General features: G+C 75.0%; 15 protein-coding genes. 6 read left to right on the forward strand and 9 right to left on the reverse strand.

The window, feature by feature from the left end; all coding sequences use genetic code 11:
• The first annotated feature begins 60 nt into the window (after positions 1-60).
• Positions 61-576 carry a DUF664 domain-containing protein gene (locus ABZ576_RS12600; RefSeq protein ID WP_360739311.1) on the forward strand — a complete coding sequence of 172 codons (516 nt, stop codon included), beginning with the start codon at positions 61-63 and terminating at the stop codon, positions 574-576.
• Here ABZ576_RS12600 and ABZ576_RS12605 read toward each other — a convergent pair.
• The 4 genes from ABZ576_RS12605 to ABZ576_RS12620 form a co-directional block, all read right to left on the reverse strand.
• Complete coding sequence (locus ABZ576_RS12605; protein ID WP_360739312.1) at positions 558-1,637, reverse strand: adenosine deaminase; 1,080 nt, start codon at positions 1,635-1,637, stop codon at positions 558-560. The two genes, ABZ576_RS12600 and ABZ576_RS12605, sit on opposite strands and share 19 nt — an antisense overlap.
• A gap of 44 nt (positions 1,638-1,681) precedes the next feature.
• Complete coding sequence (locus ABZ576_RS12610) at positions 1,682-2,071, reverse strand: VOC family protein (RefSeq protein WP_360739313.1); 390 nt, start codon at positions 2,069-2,071, stop codon at positions 1,682-1,684.
• Between the two features lie 265 nt (positions 2,072-2,336).
• Positions 2,337-3,242, reverse strand: coding sequence for an aldo/keto reductase (locus ABZ576_RS12615; RefSeq protein ID WP_360739315.1), 906 nt, complete (start codon positions 3,240-3,242; stop codon positions 2,337-2,339).
• 217 nt (positions 3,243-3,459) lie between these two features.
• On the reverse strand, positions 3,460-4,782 hold the full coding sequence (locus ABZ576_RS12620; protein ID WP_360739316.1) for an aldehyde dehydrogenase family protein: 1,323 nt from the start codon (positions 4,780-4,782) through the stop codon (positions 3,460-3,462).
• A 171-nt stretch (positions 4,783-4,953) separates the two neighbouring features.
• Between ABZ576_RS12620 and ABZ576_RS12625 the strand changes: the two genes are divergently transcribed.
• Positions 4,954-5,997: an acyl-CoA dehydrogenase family protein gene (locus tag ABZ576_RS12625; RefSeq protein WP_360739318.1), complete on the forward strand. Its 1,044-nt coding sequence runs from the start codon at positions 4,954-4,956 to the stop codon at positions 5,995-5,997.
• A 29-nt stretch (positions 5,998-6,026) separates the two neighbouring features.
• Here the strand turns inward: ABZ576_RS12625 and ABZ576_RS12630 are convergent, their stop codons facing one another.
• The 3 genes from ABZ576_RS12630 to ABZ576_RS12640 all read right to left on the reverse strand — a co-directional run bounded on the left by ABZ576_RS12630 (position 6,027) and on the right by ABZ576_RS12640 (position 8,047).
• Positions 6,027-7,169 (reverse strand): LLM class flavin-dependent oxidoreductase, encoded by a 1,143-nt coding sequence (locus ABZ576_RS12630; protein WP_360739319.1) that lies wholly within the window; start codon positions 7,167-7,169, stop codon positions 6,027-6,029.
• Between the two features lie 339 nt (positions 7,170-7,508).
• Positions 7,509-7,592, reverse strand: a complete 84-nt coding sequence (locus tag ABZ576_RS12635; protein ID WP_360739584.1) for a putative leader peptide — start codon at positions 7,590-7,592, stop codon at positions 7,509-7,511.
• 278 nt (positions 7,593-7,870) lie between these two features.
• Complete coding sequence (locus tag ABZ576_RS12640) at positions 7,871-8,047, reverse strand: hypothetical protein (protein ID WP_360739320.1); 177 nt, start codon at positions 8,045-8,047, stop codon at positions 7,871-7,873.
• A 190-nt stretch (positions 8,048-8,237) separates the two neighbouring features.
• Between ABZ576_RS12640 and ABZ576_RS12645 the strand changes: the two genes are divergently transcribed.
• Both ABZ576_RS12645 and ABZ576_RS12650 read left to right on the forward strand, forming a co-directional pair.
• A complete protein-coding gene (locus ABZ576_RS12645; RefSeq protein ID WP_360739586.1) occupies positions 8,238-9,755 on the forward strand; it encodes an SDR family oxidoreductase in 1,518 nt (505 codons plus the stop codon).
• A gap of 68 nt (positions 9,756-9,823) precedes the next feature.
• Entirely contained in the window at positions 9,824-11,200 is a 1,377-nt protein-coding gene (locus ABZ576_RS12650; protein ID WP_360739321.1) for a deoxyribodipyrimidine photo-lyase, read from the forward strand.
• A gap of 184 nt (positions 11,201-11,384) precedes the next feature.
• Here ABZ576_RS12650 and ABZ576_RS12655 read toward each other — a convergent pair whose 3' ends face one another.
• Positions 11,385-12,551, reverse strand: coding sequence for a MerR family transcriptional regulator (locus tag ABZ576_RS12655; RefSeq protein WP_360739323.1), 1,167 nt, complete (start codon positions 12,549-12,551; stop codon positions 11,385-11,387).
• Between the two features lie 244 nt (positions 12,552-12,795).
• Between ABZ576_RS12655 and ABZ576_RS12660 the strand changes: the two genes are divergently transcribed.
• Entirely contained in the window at positions 12,796-13,308 is a 513-nt protein-coding gene (locus tag ABZ576_RS12660) for a sigma-70 family RNA polymerase sigma factor (protein WP_360739587.1), read from the forward strand.
• Positions 13,309-13,397: 89 nt separating this feature from the next.
• Positions 13,398-13,832, forward strand: a complete 435-nt coding sequence (locus ABZ576_RS12665) for an SPW repeat protein (protein ID WP_360739324.1) — start codon at positions 13,398-13,400, stop codon at positions 13,830-13,832.
• A 98-nt stretch (positions 13,833-13,930) separates the two neighbouring features.
• Here ABZ576_RS12665 and ABZ576_RS12670 read toward each other — a convergent pair whose 3' ends face one another.
• Positions 13,931-14,434, reverse strand: coding sequence for a GNAT family N-acetyltransferase (locus ABZ576_RS12670; RefSeq protein WP_360739588.1), 504 nt, complete (start codon positions 14,432-14,434; stop codon positions 13,931-13,933).
• Positions 14,435-14,438: the final 4 nt, after the last annotated feature.

The raw sequence follows: 14,438 nt of genomic DNA on the forward strand, positions 1-14,438 counted from the left end.
ACCCTCGCGGTGGCGGGTCCCGGGACGCGTGGGAGGCGGCGCTTTGCGATGGTGGACGGTATGCATGCGAAGGACATCCTCATCGACGGCTACGGCCGCGTCCGGGAAGAAGTCCATGCCGCCCTCGACGGCCTCGGCCCGGACGAGCTGAACCGGCGCCCGGCCCCCGGCGCCAACTCCATCGCCTGGCTGGTCTGGCACCTCACACGGGTGCAGGACGACCACGTCGCCGACGCCTTCGGTCTCGACCAGGTGTGGCTGGTCCAGGGCTTCCGCAAACGCTTCGGTCTCGGCCTCCCCGGGCACGACACGGGTTACGGGCACACCCCCGCCAAGGTCGCGAAGGTGCGGGTCGAGTCGGCGGACCTGCTCGCCGAGTACCACGACGCCGTCCACGACCAGACCCTCCGGGCGCTGCGCCCGGTGGCCGCCAGGGATCTGGAACGCGTCGTGGACGAAGGCTGGGACCCCCCGGTCACGCTGGGGGTGCGCCTGGTGAGCGTCCTGTCCGACGATCTCCAGCACGTCGGACAGGCCGCCTACCTCAGGGGGCTGCTTCAGAGCGCGGCCGCGTAGCCCGGCAGGACCACGTCCTCGATGAGGGCCTTGCGCTCGTCGAACGGGATGAAGGCGCTCTTGAGGGCGTTCACCGTGACCGTGCGCAGGTCCTCGACGGTCCAGCCGGCCTCCTCGACCAGCAGGGACATCTCGCGGGTCATCGTCGTCCCGGACACCAGACGGTTGTCGGTGTTGAGGGTGACCCGGAAGCCGAGCTCCTTCAGGGCCGTGATCGGGTGCTCGGCGATCGAGGTGGCGCAACCGGTCTGCAGGTTGGAGGTGGGGCACATCTCCAGGGCGATGCGGCGGTCGCGCACCCAGGAGGCGAGGCGGCCGAGCTTGCCGGCCGCGAGGTCGGGGATGTCCTCGGTGAGGCGCACGCCGTGACCGATGCGCTGGGCGCCGCACACCTGGAGCGCCTGGTGGATGCTGGGCAGGCCGTGCGCCTCGCCGGCGTGGATGGTGAAGGGCACGCTCTCGCGGCGCAGGTGCTCGAAGGCCGCCAGGTGGTCGGCGGGCGGGAAGCCGTCCTCGGCGCCGGCGATGTCGAAGCCGACGACTCCGGCGTCACGGTAGGCGACGGCCAGGTCGGCGGCCTCGCGGACGCGGTCGAACATCCGCATGCCGCAGAGCAGGGTGCCGACGCGTACGGGGGTGCCCGCGGCGGCCGCCTTGGCCATACCGGCGGCGAGGCCCTCCTGGACGGTCTCCACCACCTCGCGCATCGTCAGCCCGCCCCGGGTGTTCAGCTCGGGGGCGTAGCGCACCTCGGCGTAGACGACACCGTCGGCGGCGAGGTCGAGGACGTACTCCTCCGCGGTGCGCAGCAGGCCCTCGCGGGTCTGCATCACGGCGAGGGTGTGCTCGAAGGTGGCGATGTAGCGGACCAGGTCGCCGGAGTTGGCGGCCTCGAAGTACCAGGCGGCCAGCTCGTCCGGGTCGGTGGTGGGCAGCTGGTGGCCGACCGCGGCCGCGAGCTCGACGACGGTGGCGGGGCGCAGGCCGCCGTCGAGGTGGTCGTGCAGGACGGCCTTGGGCAGCCGGCGGATGGTGTCGGTGTCGATACGGGGCGCGGTCATGGGCGGTCTTTCCTCTGGCGGGTCTCGCGGGGGGAACGGTTGGGTCAGGCGGCGGGCTGGAGCAGGTCCCAGCGGTTGCCGTGGAGGTCCTGGAAGACGGCGACGGTGCCGTACGGCTCGTGGCGCGGCTCCTCCAGGAAGCGGACGCCCGCGGCGGTCATCCGGGCGTGGTCGCGGGCGAAGTCGTCGGTGTGCAGGAAGAAGCCGACACGCCCACCGGTCTGGTCGCCGATCCGGGACCGCTGCTCCTCGTCCTTGGCGCGGGCCAGGAGCAGGCCGGTGCCGCCGCCGTCGCCGGGCTCCACGACCACCCAGCGCGAGCCGTCGGGGCGCGGGGCGTCCTCGGCGAGACGGAATCCGAGGGCCTCGGTGTAGAAGCGGAGGGCCTCGTCGTAGTCGTCGACGACGAGGGTGACCAGGGCGAGGCGGCGCATCGTGACCTTCCGGTGGGGGTGGTTAGCCGGTGAGGTTATACGTAAAACCCAGCGGACGCCAGTCCCTGTTCTACGCGCGTCGCAGAGCGGCCGGGGCGGGGTCGGCGCAGGGTCTCACGCCTGCCCCGCGCCCGGTGCGCCCGGCACCGCCACGGCACGGGTGCGCCCGGCACCGCCACGGCACGGGTGCGCCCGGCACCGCCACGGCAGGGGTGCGGCCGGCACCGCCACGGCACGGGTGCGGCCGGTGCGGCGCCGGTCCCGGTCAGCCCGTCTGCGCGCGGACCTCGTCCAGCCGCGCCAGCTCGTCGCCGGTGAGGCGGAGCGCGCCGGCGGCGACGTTCTCCACGAGGTGGGCGGGGTCGCCGGTGCCGGGAATGGCGAGGACGTGCGGGCCCTGGTGCAGGGCCCAGGCGATGCGGACCTGCGCGGGGCTCACGCCCCGGGACCGCGCGACGGAGAGCACGGCGGCGGCGTGGTCGGTCGTCGCCCCCTGCTCCCCGGCCGCTCCGGCCACCGCGTAGAAGGGGACGAAGGCGATGCCGTGCTCGCCGCACAGCCGCAGCACCTCGTCGTCGACGGGATCGGGGCGGTCCACCGCGTACCGGTTCTGCACGGCCACCACCGGCGCGATGTCCAGTGCCTCGGCGAGGTGCCGGGGCTGGACGGCGGAGATCCCGAGGTGCCGGATCAGCCCGGCCGTACGCAACTCGGCGAGCGCGCCGAAGTGCTCGGCGATGGAGTCCTGGCCCATCCGGCGGAGGTGGACGACGTCCAGGTGGTCCCGCCCGAGCTGGCGCAGGTTCTCCTCGACGTGCCCGCGCAGCTGATCGGGCCGGGCGGAGGTGCCCCACTCGCCGTCGTAGTCGCGGTAGGGGCCGACCTTGGTGGCGATGACCAGGTCGTCGGGGTAGGGGGCGAGCGCGGTGTTGATGAGTTCGTTGGCGGACCGCAGCGAGGAGAAGTAGAAGGCCGCCGTGTCGATGTGGTTCACACCGAGTTCGACGGCCTTGCGCAGGACGGCGATCGACCGCTCCCGCTCGCTCGGGGTGCCGAGGTGGAAGGCGGCACTGCCCGTCAGCCGCATCGCGCCGAAGCCGATGCGGTGGACGGGCAGGTCGCCGAGCAGCCAGGTGCCGGAGGCGTCCGCAGTGATCGTTTCGACAGTCATCGGCGGAGTTTCGCACACGGCATCCCCCAGGGCGTCGGCCGGCGGAGCCCCGTACAGGACTCCCGGGCGGGTGCCGGCCGGCGGCACCCGCCCGCAGCGCCGGGCCGGGCGTCGGCCGCGGAGCCCCGCACACCGGCACCCGCCCGAAGCCCGGGCCGGGCGTCGGCCGCCGAGCCCCGCACACCGGCACCCGCCCCGGCGCCGGCCGTTCGCCGGCTCAGCTCAGCGGCTTGGCGAGGACGGCCTTGCGGTGGCTGAACGTCTCGATGGAGTAGCGGCCGTGGTAGCTGCCCATGCCGCTCTCCCCCACCCCGCCGAACGGCAGGTCGGAGACGGTGAGGTGGGCGACGGGCAGGCCGTGGCCCAGGCCGCCCGAGGAGGTCTCGGCGGCGATGCGCTCGCGGGTCTCGTCGGACTCGCTGAAGACGTAGAGGGCGAGGGGCTTGTCGCGGTCGTTGATGAAACCGATGGCCTCGTCGAGGCCGGCCACCGTGACGATGGGCAGGATGGGGCCGAAGATCTCCTCCTGCATGACGGGGGACTCCGGGTCGACGTCGGCGAGGACGGTCGGTGCGAGGTACCTCGCCGCCCGGTCACCGGCACCGCCGACGGCGACCCGGCCGGAGCCGAGCAGGGCGGAGAGCCGGTCGAAGTGCCGCTCGTTGATGATCCGGCCGTACTCCGGCGAGTGCTGCGGGTCGGGGCCGAACAGGCCCTCGACCGCGCGGACCAGCGCGGCCTCCAGGGCCGGGGCGGTCTCGGGGTCGGTCAGCACGTAGTCGGGGGCGACACAGGTCTGGCCGGCGTTGAGGAACTTGCCGCGCGCGAGCCGGCCCGCGACCGCGTCCAGGTCGGTGCCGCGGTCCACGAACACCGGGGACTTGCCGCCCAGTTCCAGGGTGACCGGGGTGAGGTGCTCGGCGGCGGCGCGCATGACGATGCGGCCGACGGCGCCGTTGCCGGTGTAGAAGATGTGGTCGAAGCGCTCGGCCAGCAGGGCCGTGGTCTCCGGGACACCGCCCTCGACCACGGCGACGGCGTCGTTGTCCAGGTAGGCCGGGATCAGCTCGGCCAGCGCGGCGGAGGTCGCGGAGGCCAGCTCGCTCGGCTTGGCGACGACCGCGTTGCCGGAGGCCAGCGCCCCGACCATGGGGGCGAGCAGGAGCTGCGCCGGGTAGTTCCAGGGAGCGATGACGAGGACGACGCCCAGCGGGTCGTACTGCGTCCAGGCCGTGGCGTCGGCGCCGAGGTGCGGCGGGACGGGCGCCGGCTCGGGACGCAGCCAGTCCGCCAGGTGCTCCAGGGTGTGGTCGATCTCCCGGACGGTGAAGTCGATCTCGGTGCGATAGGCCTCGGTGCCGCTCTTGCCGAGGTCGGCGTGGAGGGCGGCGGCGAGGTCCGCGCCGCGTTCCGTCAGCATCGCGCGGAGCCGGCGCAGCTGGCCGGTGCGCCACTCGACGGACTTCGTGCGGCCGGTGCCGAAGGTGGCGCGCAGCCGGGCCACGACGTCGGCGGGCTGCTCGGGGTGAGGGTGATTCACGGGGTGCCTCGCTGGGGTGCACGGGCTTGTTTCGGCCCGAGCCTAGGGTCTTCAGGTTCAGATGTAAACGCCAACCTTTCAGGTGCTCAAGTTCATTCCGCGACAGGAGGAGCGTGACCATGGTCACCCCGCGGCACCACCGGGCAACGATCTTCCGGGGACAATCTCCCCATGGCCACCACCGCGCATCCGCTCGTCGTCCGTGCCCGCCGGCTCGCCGCCGAAGTCCTGGTCCCCGAGGCCGAGCGCGTCGATCAGGAGGGCGTGCCCGTGAGTCACATCGAGGCGGTGAAGCGGTCGGGACTGCTCGGCGTGGTCGCCCCGGTGGACCAGGGCGGCTCGGGTGCGCCGCCCGCCGTGCTGCGCGAGACGGCGGAGATCCTGGCCGGGGCGTGCTGCGCGACCTGGTTCGTCCAGACCCAGCACCACACTCCGGTGCAGACACTGGCGGGGAGCCGGCTGCCGGTGCGGGAGCGGCTGCTGGGTCCGCTCTCCCGTGGCGAGCTGCTGGCCGGGGTGGCCTACGCGCACCTGCGCTCCTTCCCGCGCCGGCCGGTGCGGGTACGCCGGGAGGGCGACGGCTGGCGGTTCGACGGGACCGTCCCCTGGTACACCGGATGGGGTCTGAACGACGTGCTGCTGCTGGCCGGGGTGACCGACGACGGCGAGGTGCTGTTCGCCTTCGCCGAGGCACGTGAGCAGCCCGGGCTGCGGGCCTCGCCACCCATGCGGCTCGCGGCCCTCACCGCCGCGCGCACGGTGTCGCTGGAGCTGGACGGCCTGTGGCTGAGCTCCGAGGCGGTGGCCCTGCGGACACCGTACGACCGCTGGGCCGCCGGGGACCGGGCCAGGACGCTGAACACCAACCCGGCCGTCTTCGGCGTGGCGGAGGCCGCGCTGTCCTTGCTGGAGGACCGGACGGCGGCCCCGCTCCGCTCCCGCCTCGACGGTGTGCGACGCCGCGCCTACGCCCTGGCCGACCATCCGGTGCCCGGGGAATCGGCCGGGGAACGGCTGGCGGTGCGCGCGGAGGCGTACGAGGTGCTGCGCACGGCCACCACGGCGGCGGTGGTGGCGGGCGGCGGGCGCGCGATGGCCCTGACCGGCCGCGCCCAGCGCCTCGCCCGGGAGGGCCTGTTCCTGCTGGTGCAGGGCCAGACGGCGGAGACGCGCGAGGCACACCTGCGGGCGCTGGGCGGGGTGCCTGCGGTCTGACGGCCTGGCCGGCCCGCTGCCCGGTGTGCTCAGCCGGCGAACGGCACCCGCGCGGAACCGGCCGCGGCCGCGGCGGCGGGGTGCGTCCACAGTCCCCGCGCGGCGAGCCGGGGCAGGACGTTCTCGCCGAACCAGTACGCCTCCTCCAGGTGCGGGTAGCCGGAGAGGACGAACTCGTCGATGCCGAGGGCGTGGTACTCCTCGATGCGCTCGGCGACCTCGTCGTGGCTGCCGACCAGGGCCGTGCCGGCGCCGCCGCGCACGAGCCCGATGCCCGCCCACAGATTGGGGTGGATCTCCAGGCCCGCGCGGCTGCCGCCGTGCAGCGCGAGCATGCGGCGCTGGCCCTCGGACTCGCTGCGGCCGAGGCCCGCCTGGACGGCCCGTACGGTCGCCGGGTCGAACCCCTCGAGCAGCCGGTCCGCCTCGGCCCAGGCCTGCGCCGGGGTGTCGCGGGTGATGACGTGCAGCCGGATCCCGAAGCGCGGGGCGCGTCCGTGCTCCGCGGCCGCCTTGCGGATCCAGGCGACCTTCTCGGCGACCTGGGCGGGCGGTTCGCCCCAGGTGAGGTAGACGTCGGCGTACCGGGCCGCGACCTGGCCGGCGGCGGGCGACGACCCGCCGAAGTACACCTCGGGTACCGGATCGGGCACCCGGCTGAGCCTCGCCTCCTCGACCCGGAGGTGCTCCCCGTGCAGGTCGACGCTCTTGCCGTCCCACAACTCCCGCACGATGTGCAGGAATTCACCGGTACGACGGTACCGGGCGTCCTTGTCGAGGAAGTCGCCGTAGGCGCGCTGTTCATGGCTCTCGCCGCCGGTGACGACGTTGAGCAGCAGCCGTCCGCCACTCTGCCGCTGGAAGGTGGACGCCATCTGGGCGGCGAGCGTCGGTGAGACGAAGCCGGGCCGGAAGGCGACGAGGAACTTCAGCCGTTCGGTGTGCCGGCTGACCATGGCGGTGGTCAGCCACGCGTCCTCGCACCAGGCGCCGGTCGGGGTGAGGGCGGCGACGAAGCCCAGGTCCTCGGCGGCCCGGGCGATCTGGCTCAGGTACCCGACGGTGGGCGGCCGGTCCCGGCCGGAGGCGGTCGCCGGGGTGCCGTGGCCACCGCCGACGACATCGCGGCTGTCGCCGTTGGTGGGGAGGAACCAGTGGAAGGTGAGGGACACGTGGGGTCTCCGATCAGGGCGGGGCCGCACCGGGGCGGCCGGGGGCCGTCGCGCGTACCGGCCCGGGTGGCGGGCGGTGCGCCGGCCTCCGGTGAGGTGGACGCCGGCGGGACGGCTCCGGAGCGGGCGGGGCTCGGTGAGCCGTGGGCACGCGGAACCGCCGCCGCGCAGGCGCTCGGTGACGCGTCCCGGACGCGGCGCATGACGCACGCGAGGGAGTCGTCCCGGGGATTCCGCACGGCGCCGGCGCAGGCGGGAAGGCCGGGAAGAGGAACGCGAAGAGGAAAAGGAGAAAAGGCGGGAAAGGCCCGGTGGGAAGCGGGAGGAGAGCGCCGGGGATCAGACCGCGGGGTGACAGGAGGCGCTGGAGACGCGTGCGAGGTCGACATGGCGTCGTCGCGTGAGGTCCAGCCGCATGGTCATGGCGACGATCGTGGCAGCAGCCGCCGACGGCCGTCAAGGCGGACCCGGCCGGGCCGGTACCGCGGACCAGGGGAACCTGTCACCCGGAACCGGCCGGGAACGCCGTCGTCCGGCCCTGCCTCGCCGGACGCCGCCGTCGCCCCGCCCTGCCTCGTCGGACGCCGCGGTCGTCCCGGCCCGCCTCGCCGGACGCCGCCGTCGCCCCGGCCCGCCTCGTCAGACGCCGCCGTCGTCCCGGCCCGCCTCGCCGGACGCCGCCGTCGTCCCGCCCTGATCCGTCAGACGCCGCCGTCGTCCTCCCTGCGCTCGACCACGACGAGGAAGGCGTCCGAGTTCAGGTCCATCACCACGGTCGCCGGTTCGCCCTCGGCGCGCCGGGCCGCCGCGTACTCCTCGGCCGGCCACGAACCGCGCGGAGCCCCTGCCGGAAAACGCTCCAACACCCTCGCACCCATGATGGCGGCCACCTCCTGCGTCGCTGAACCGGACGGAATGTACATGCTGTACCGATCCGGCTGCCCCGGATCCGCACGGACATGTGGGGAGAAGTCCTCCGCCGCCGTTCCGGTGACGCGACGCATCCGGGGCCCCTGCACCGCGGGAAGGATGACCGGGGGGGCCGCCGAGACGGAGGACCTGGAAGCGATGAACCACGACGACCCGGCGGACGGGACCCCGCTCCGCTGCCTGGTGACCGGTGCCACCGGGTACATCGGCGGGCGCCTGGTGCCCGAGCTGCTGACCGCGGGACACCGGGTGCGCTGCCTCGCCCGCTCCCCCGGCAAGCTGCGCGACCACCCCTGGACGGAGGAGGTGGAGGTGGTGCGCGGCGATGTCACGGACGCGGAGTCGGTCGCGGCGGCGATGCGGGACGTGGACGTGGCGTACTACCTGGTGCACGCGCTCGGCAGCGGCAAGGACTTCGAGGAGACCGACCGCCGCGCGGCCCGTGTCTTCGGGGAACGGGCGAAGGCGGCCGGGGTGCGGCGCATCGTCTACCTCGGCGGTCTCGCGCCGGCCGACGTCCCCGACGACCGCCTCTCCCCGCACTTGAGGTCCCGCGCGCAGGTCGGCCGCATCCTGCTGGCCTCGGGCGTGCCGACCGCCGTGCTGCGCGCCGCCGTCATCATCGGTTCGGGTTCCGCGTCCTTCGAGATGCTGCGGTACCTCACCGAACGGCTGCCGGTGATGGTCACCCCCAGCTGGGTGCGCACCCGCATCCAGCCCATCGCCGTCCGGGACGTGCTGCGTCTGCTCGTCGGCAGCGCGCGGCTGCCCGCGGACGTCAACCGCACCTTCGACATCGGCGGGCCGGACATCCTGACGTACCGGGACATGATGGCCCGCTACGCGCGCGTCGCGGGGCTCCCCCGGCGGCTCATCGTGCCCGTTCCGGTGCTCACCCCGGGCCTGTCCAGCCACTGGGTGGGGCTCGTGACGCCGGTGCCCGCGTCGATCGCCCGGCCGCTCACCGAGTCGCTGCGCCACGAGGTGGTCTGCCACGAGCACGACATCGCGCGGTACGTGCCCGACCCGCCGGGGCATCCGCTCGGCTTCGACCAGGCGGTGGAGCTGGCCCTGCGCCGGGTGCGCGAGGCGGCGGTGAGTACGCGCTGGTCGTCCGCCGCGGTGCCCGGCGCACCCAGCGAACCGCTGCCCACCGACCCCGACTGGGCCGGCGGCAGCCTGTACACCGACCGGCGTGAGGCGGCGGTGGACGCCCCGGCGCAGGAGCTGTGGCGGGTGATCGAGGGGGTGGGCGGGGAGAACGGCTGGTACTCCTTCCCGCTCGCGTGGAGCCTGCGCGGCTGGCTGGACCGGCTGGTCGGCGGTGTCGGACTGCGCCGGGGCCGCCGGGACGCCACGCGGCTGCGGGCCGGTGACTCGCTGGACTTCTGGCGGGTGGAGGAGATCGAACCGGGTCGCCTGCTGCGGTTGCGGGCGGAGATGCGGCTGCCCGGTCTGGCCTGGCTGGAGATGTGCGCCGAGCCCGACGGCGCCGGGCGCAGCCGCTACCGGCAGCGGGCGCTGTTCCATCCGCGGGGGCTGCTCGGCCACGCCTACTGGTGGGGTGTCTCGCCGTTCCACGCGGTGGTGTTCGGCGGTATGGCCCGCAATATCGCGCGGGCGGCCGCCCGGCAGGCGTCCGGGCCCGTCCGCTGAGGGTGCATCCGCCGGGCCCGCCGCACCGGAACCGTTCGGCGTCCGCAAACCCGACTCGGAGCCGCGCCATGTACGTCTCGGTCGTCCTGTTCACCGCCGACCTGCGCCTGTACGACCACCCGCCCCTGCGCGCCGCGCTGTCGGGCCCCCGCGAGGTCGTCCCGCTGTTCGTGCGCGACACCGGCGTGGCCGCCGTGGGCTTCGCGGCACCCAACCGGTCGGCGTTCCTCGCCGACTGCCTGCGGGATCTGGACGCCGGGCTGCGCGGGCGCGGCGGGCGGCTGGTGGTGCGCTCCGGCGATGTCGTGGCGGAGGTGTGCAAGGTGGCCGCGGAGGCGGACGCCGACGAGGTGCACATGGCGGCCGACGTGAGCGCCTACGCCCACCGGCGGGAACGGCGGCTGCGGCGTGCCCTGGAGGCGGAGGGGCGCCGGCTGTACGTGCACGACACGGTGACCGCAGCGGTGACGCCCGGGGCGGTGACGCCGGCCTCCTCGGACCACTTCGCCGTGTTCACGCCGTACTTCCGGCAGTGGTCGGCGCAGCCCCTGCGGGACGTGCTGGAGGCGCCCCGCTCCGTCCGGGTCCCGTCGGGCGTCGGCTCCGAGGAGCTGCCGTCGCGGGCCGCGCTGCCGGGGGTCTCCCCGGGTCTGGCGGAGGGCGGCGAGGCGGCGGGCCGCAAGCGGCTCACCGCCTGGCTCCGCTCGGGCGTCGCCGCCTACGAGGACCGGCACGACGACCTGGCGGGGGACGCGACCTCGCGGCTCTCGCCGCACCTGCACTTCGGCACGCTCTCCCCCGTCGAGCTGGTCCACCGGGCGCGCCGCGCGGGCGGGCCGGGAGCGGAGGCGTTCGTGCGGCAGGTGGCCTGGCGGGACTTCCACCGGCAGGTGCTGGCGGCGCGGCCCGGTGCGGCGCTGGCCGACTACCGCACCAAGCACGACCGCTGGCGCTCGGCGCGCACGGCCGGGGACGACATCGCGGCGTGGCGGGAGGGCCGTACCGGCTATCCGGTGGTCGACGCGGCGATGCGCCAGCTGCTGCACGAGGGGTGGATGCACAACCGGGCCCGGCTGCTGACGGCGAGCTTCCTGGCCAAGACGCTGTACGTCGACTGGCGGGTGGGGGCCCGGTACTTCCTGGACCTGCTGGTCGACGGCGACATCGCGAACAACCAGCTGAACTGGCAGTGGGTCGCGGGCACCGGCACGGACACCCGCCCGAACCGGGTCCTCAACCCCGTCACCCAGGGCAAGCGGCACGACCCCGAGGGCGTCTACGTCCGGCGCTGGGTGCCCGAGCTGCGGGACGTCGCGGGCGCCGCGGTCCACGAGCCGTGGAAGCTGGGGGCGGCGGACCGTGCGCGTATCGGCGCCTACCCGGACCCGATCATCGATCTCGCCGACGGCCTGGCCCGCTTCAGACGTGCCCGGGACCGCGGCTGAACCCGCCGGTCCCGACGGCCGGCGGCGGGCGCGGTGGCGTGGCCGCCAGGATGCCGGGGCGGCGGGTTCGGACGCCACCGGCACCCCGGCCGCGCGGTCCGGTCCCGCGGTCGTCGGCGACCGCGGGACCGCAGGCGGCCGCGGGGCGCACAAGCGCACGTCTCGGGCGGGCCGGTCCATGGCCTCAGTCGGCGGGTGCGGTGCCGTAGGTGGCCGCCAGAATGTCGAGGGCCTCGGGCAGGGCGGTCGGGCGGAGCATCCCCCGGCTGGGCCGGCCGGCCCAGCCGGGCCCGCCGAGCATCACCAGCGGTGCCGAGCGGGCGCCCTTGACGCCCCACTCCATGGCGGCGACGTGCTCGGCCAGCGGCGGACTCGCGGTGGCGCGGGCCTGCGCCCACAGCACGACGGCCGCCGGGCCCAGCCGCCGGACCGCCGTCACGAGCGCTTCCGGGGGCACCGCGGCACCGAACATCCGGGTCGGGACACCGAGGTGGCTCAGTGCGGCGTTGAGTGCCTCCAGCGGCAGGGTGTGCTGCTCGCCGGGGACGCAGGCCAGGAGCACCGGGCCGGCCCCCGGGGGACCGGGCGTCGCCGCGAGCGGCCGGGTGTGGCGGCGCAGGGCGGTGGACACCTGCCAGGACAGCAGGTGCTCCACGGCGACGTACCGGTCCCCGGCAGAGGCCCACCTGCGGCCCACGGCGTGCAGGGTCGGCACCATCACGTCCTGCCAGGCGGTCACGATCCCGTACCGGGTGACGGCGGCCTCCAGCCGCTCGCAGACGGCCGGGGCGTCGAGCCGGACGGCGGCACGGGCCAGGCCCCGGCCGTCCTGCCGGGCGTCGCCGGGCGGTGGCGTGCCGCCGGCGGCCGGGGACGTGGCGGCACGCCCCGGCAGCGGGGCGACCGCCGGATGCCGGGCGGCTGCCGGATGCTGGGCGGCGGCCGGATGCCGGGCGGCTGCCGGATGCCGGGCGGCTGCCGGATGCTGGGCGGCTGCCGGATGCGCCCCGCGCCGCACGGTCCGGGCGGCCTCGGCGGGTGGCACGCCGGACGCGGTCAGCCGGCACATGGCCTCCAGCATCGTCACGTCCTCGGGTGTCCAGCGCCGGTGCCGGCCCTCGGCCCGGGCGGCGGGGCCGAGGCCGTAACGGCGGTCCCAGGAACGGAGGGTGGTGGGCGAGACACCGAGCCGGCGCGCCAGCGCGCCGGTCGTCAGACCCGGCTCACCGGGCGGGACACTCCCGGCGGCCACGGCCTTCGTCGCGTCCGCCGGGTCCGCCGGGCTCGTCGCACCTGTCGCGTCCGTCGGGCCCAGGGTGTCCGTCGCGTCCGTCGCGTCCGTCGCGTCCATGCGACGACCATACGACGCAGAAACGATGCGTGTTGGAGCGGCGGAGCACCGGCTCCCACGATGAACGCAATGGGCACCCCGCCCCCGACCGTTCTGCGAAGGAGCCGTCGTGATGAGCCCGTATGCGACCGCCGTCGCGCCCGGCACCGCGGCCACGGCCGGCCGGTCCGCCGACCGGTCCGGCGGCGCGCCGCCGGGGCCTCCCGTTCCCGAGCCGCTCACCGACGAGGTCCTCGTCCGGGGCATGGCGGCCGGCGACGAGCGCTGTCTCGCCGTGCTCCACCGGCGCTGGTCGGGGCTGGTGCTCGCGCTGGCGCGGCGCACGCTGGGCGACGCCGCGGAGGCGGAGGACGTCGCACAGCAGGTCTTCCTCGGGGTCTGGCGGGGGTGCGCCGGCTACCGGCCCGAGCGCGGGACGGTGGCGGGGTGGATCGTCGGCATCACGCGCCGCAAGATCGCCGACGCGCTGTCCGCCCGCACGCGCCGCGGTGAGCTGGTCGCCGCCGCCGGCGCGGCCCTGGCCCCGGCCGAAGCGGCCGCCGGGCGGCCCGAGGCAGCACTGGACCGGGTCGTGGTCGGGCGGGAACTGGCCCGGCTGCCCGCTCCGCAGCAGCGCGTGCTGCGCCTGGCCTACTACGAGGACCTCACCCAGACCCAGATCGCGGAGCGCACGGGGTGGCCGCTGGGCACCGTCAAGAGCCACGCGCGCCGCGGCCTGCTCCGGCTGCGCAGCAGCCTCGGACCCCCCTACACATAAAGGCCAAATAAGAGCAAACTGGGACTGCGTGGTACCCGCGACGCACCGCACCGGACACGGTCAGGGTTGCAAGTCGAAGGAGACGACTCATGGCCAACCTGCACAGAGGTGACATAGCCAGCCACCCCGATGTCTCCGAAATGCGGGAACGCTACGCCCGTATGCTCGGCGGCCGTGACGTGGCACTCGTGGACGGGCCGGTGTTCCTGCTCGGCCTGTACTGCGCCGCGTCCCCGTGGATCGTGCACTACGCGGCGAGCCAGCCCGCGCTCATGACCCACAACCTGATCGTGGGCATAGCGATAGGCCTGCTGGCACTCGGCTTCACCCGTGCCCCCGAGCGCATGTACGGCCTCAGCTGGGCCATGTGCGCCATGGGCCTCTGGATGATCATCGCGCCGTGGATCGTGGGCTTCCGCCCCGACGCGGGCGTGATCGTCAACAACATCGTCATCGGCGTCCTGGCCCTCGCCCTCGGACTCGTGTGCGCCGGTACGGCGGCGAAGAGCACCCCCAGGCTCTGAGAGAGAAGACCGAGGAAAGGAAGGAAGGGAAACACGGGCCGGCCCGCTCGGGCGGACCGGCCCGCGCATGCCCGTTCGCGCCGCCCGGGCGGGCGGCGTCAGGCCGGCGGCACGGTGAGGGAGATCCACAGATCCGGGGGCAGCTCGGGTCGGCCGGGCACCGGACGCACCTCGCGGGTCCACGCGTCGCCGGCGAGATCCTCGGCGACCCGCGGCCAGAAGCGCACGGCGGCCGGGTTGTCGTGCTGGTAGGCGATCTCCCACGGACCGGGGTGCCGGGTCAGCACCTCGCGCGCCGCCCGCACCCCGACGCCCCTGCGCCGGGCCCCGCGCACCACGAAGAAGCTGTTGAGCACGCGTACCGGACCGTCGAGCCCGCGGACGAAGGCGAAACCCGCGGGGTGTCCGCCGCAGGCCAGCAGGTACGGCGCCCATCCGGGGGCGGTGAAGGCGTGGACCACACGGTCGGCGCGGAAGCCGCCACCGGCGGTGGGCAGCACGCCCCGGAACTCCGACAGGTCGTGCCGGAACATGAGCCACAGCCGCTCCACGGCGGGCCGGTCCTCGGGGGTGGCGGGGCGGACGGTGACGTCCGCGGGCATGGCG

The sequence above is a fragment of the Streptomyces sp. NPDC013455 genome (assembly GCF_040632975.1).
Taxonomy (GTDB): domain Bacteria; phylum Actinomycetota; class Actinomycetes; order Streptomycetales; family Streptomycetaceae; genus Streptomyces.

Coding starts and splice junctions, on each gene's coding strand:
- ABZ576_RS12650 (WP_360739321.1), top strand. CDS start 9,824: ATGTACGTCTCGGTCGTCCTGTTCACCGCCGACCTGCGCCTGTACGAC.
- ABZ576_RS12645 (WP_360739586.1), top strand. CDS start 8,238: ATGAACCACGACGACCCGGCGGACGGGACCCCGCTCCGCTGCCTGGTG.
- ABZ576_RS12600 (WP_360739311.1), top strand. CDS start 61: ATGCATGCGAAGGACATCCTCATCGACGGCTACGGCCGCGTCCGGGAA.
- ABZ576_RS12610 (WP_360739313.1), bottom strand. CDS start 2,071: ATGCGCCGCCTCGCCCTGGTCACCCTCGTCGTCGACGACTACGACGAG.
- ABZ576_RS12625 (WP_360739318.1), top strand. CDS start 4,954: ATGGCCACCACCGCGCATCCGCTCGTCGTCCGTGCCCGCCGGCTCGCC.
- ABZ576_RS12660 (WP_360739587.1), top strand. CDS start 12,796: ATGGCGGCCGGCGACGAGCGCTGTCTCGCCGTGCTCCACCGGCGCTGG.
- ABZ576_RS12615 (WP_360739315.1), bottom strand. CDS start 3,242: ATGACTGTCGAAACGATCACTGCGGACGCCTCCGGCACCTGGCTGCTC.
- ABZ576_RS12665 (WP_360739324.1), top strand. CDS start 13,398: ATGGCCAACCTGCACAGAGGTGACATAGCCAGCCACCCCGATGTCTCC.
- ABZ576_RS12605 (WP_360739312.1), bottom strand. CDS start 1,637: ATGACCGCGCCCCGTATCGACACCGACACCATCCGCCGGCTGCCCAAG.
- ABZ576_RS12640 (WP_360739320.1), bottom strand. CDS start 8,047: ATGGGTGCGAGGGTGTTGGAGCGTTTTCCGGCAGGGGCTCCGCGCGGT.
- ABZ576_RS12655 (WP_360739323.1), bottom strand. CDS start 12,551: ATGGACGCGACGGACGCGACGGACGCGACGGACACCCTGGGCCCGACG.
- ABZ576_RS12635 (WP_360739584.1), bottom strand. CDS start 7,592: ATGACCATGCGGCTGGACCTCACGCGACGACGCCATGTCGACCTCGCA.
- ABZ576_RS12670 (WP_360739588.1), bottom strand. CDS start 14,434: ATGCCCGCGGACGTCACCGTCCGCCCCGCCACCCCCGAGGACCGGCCC.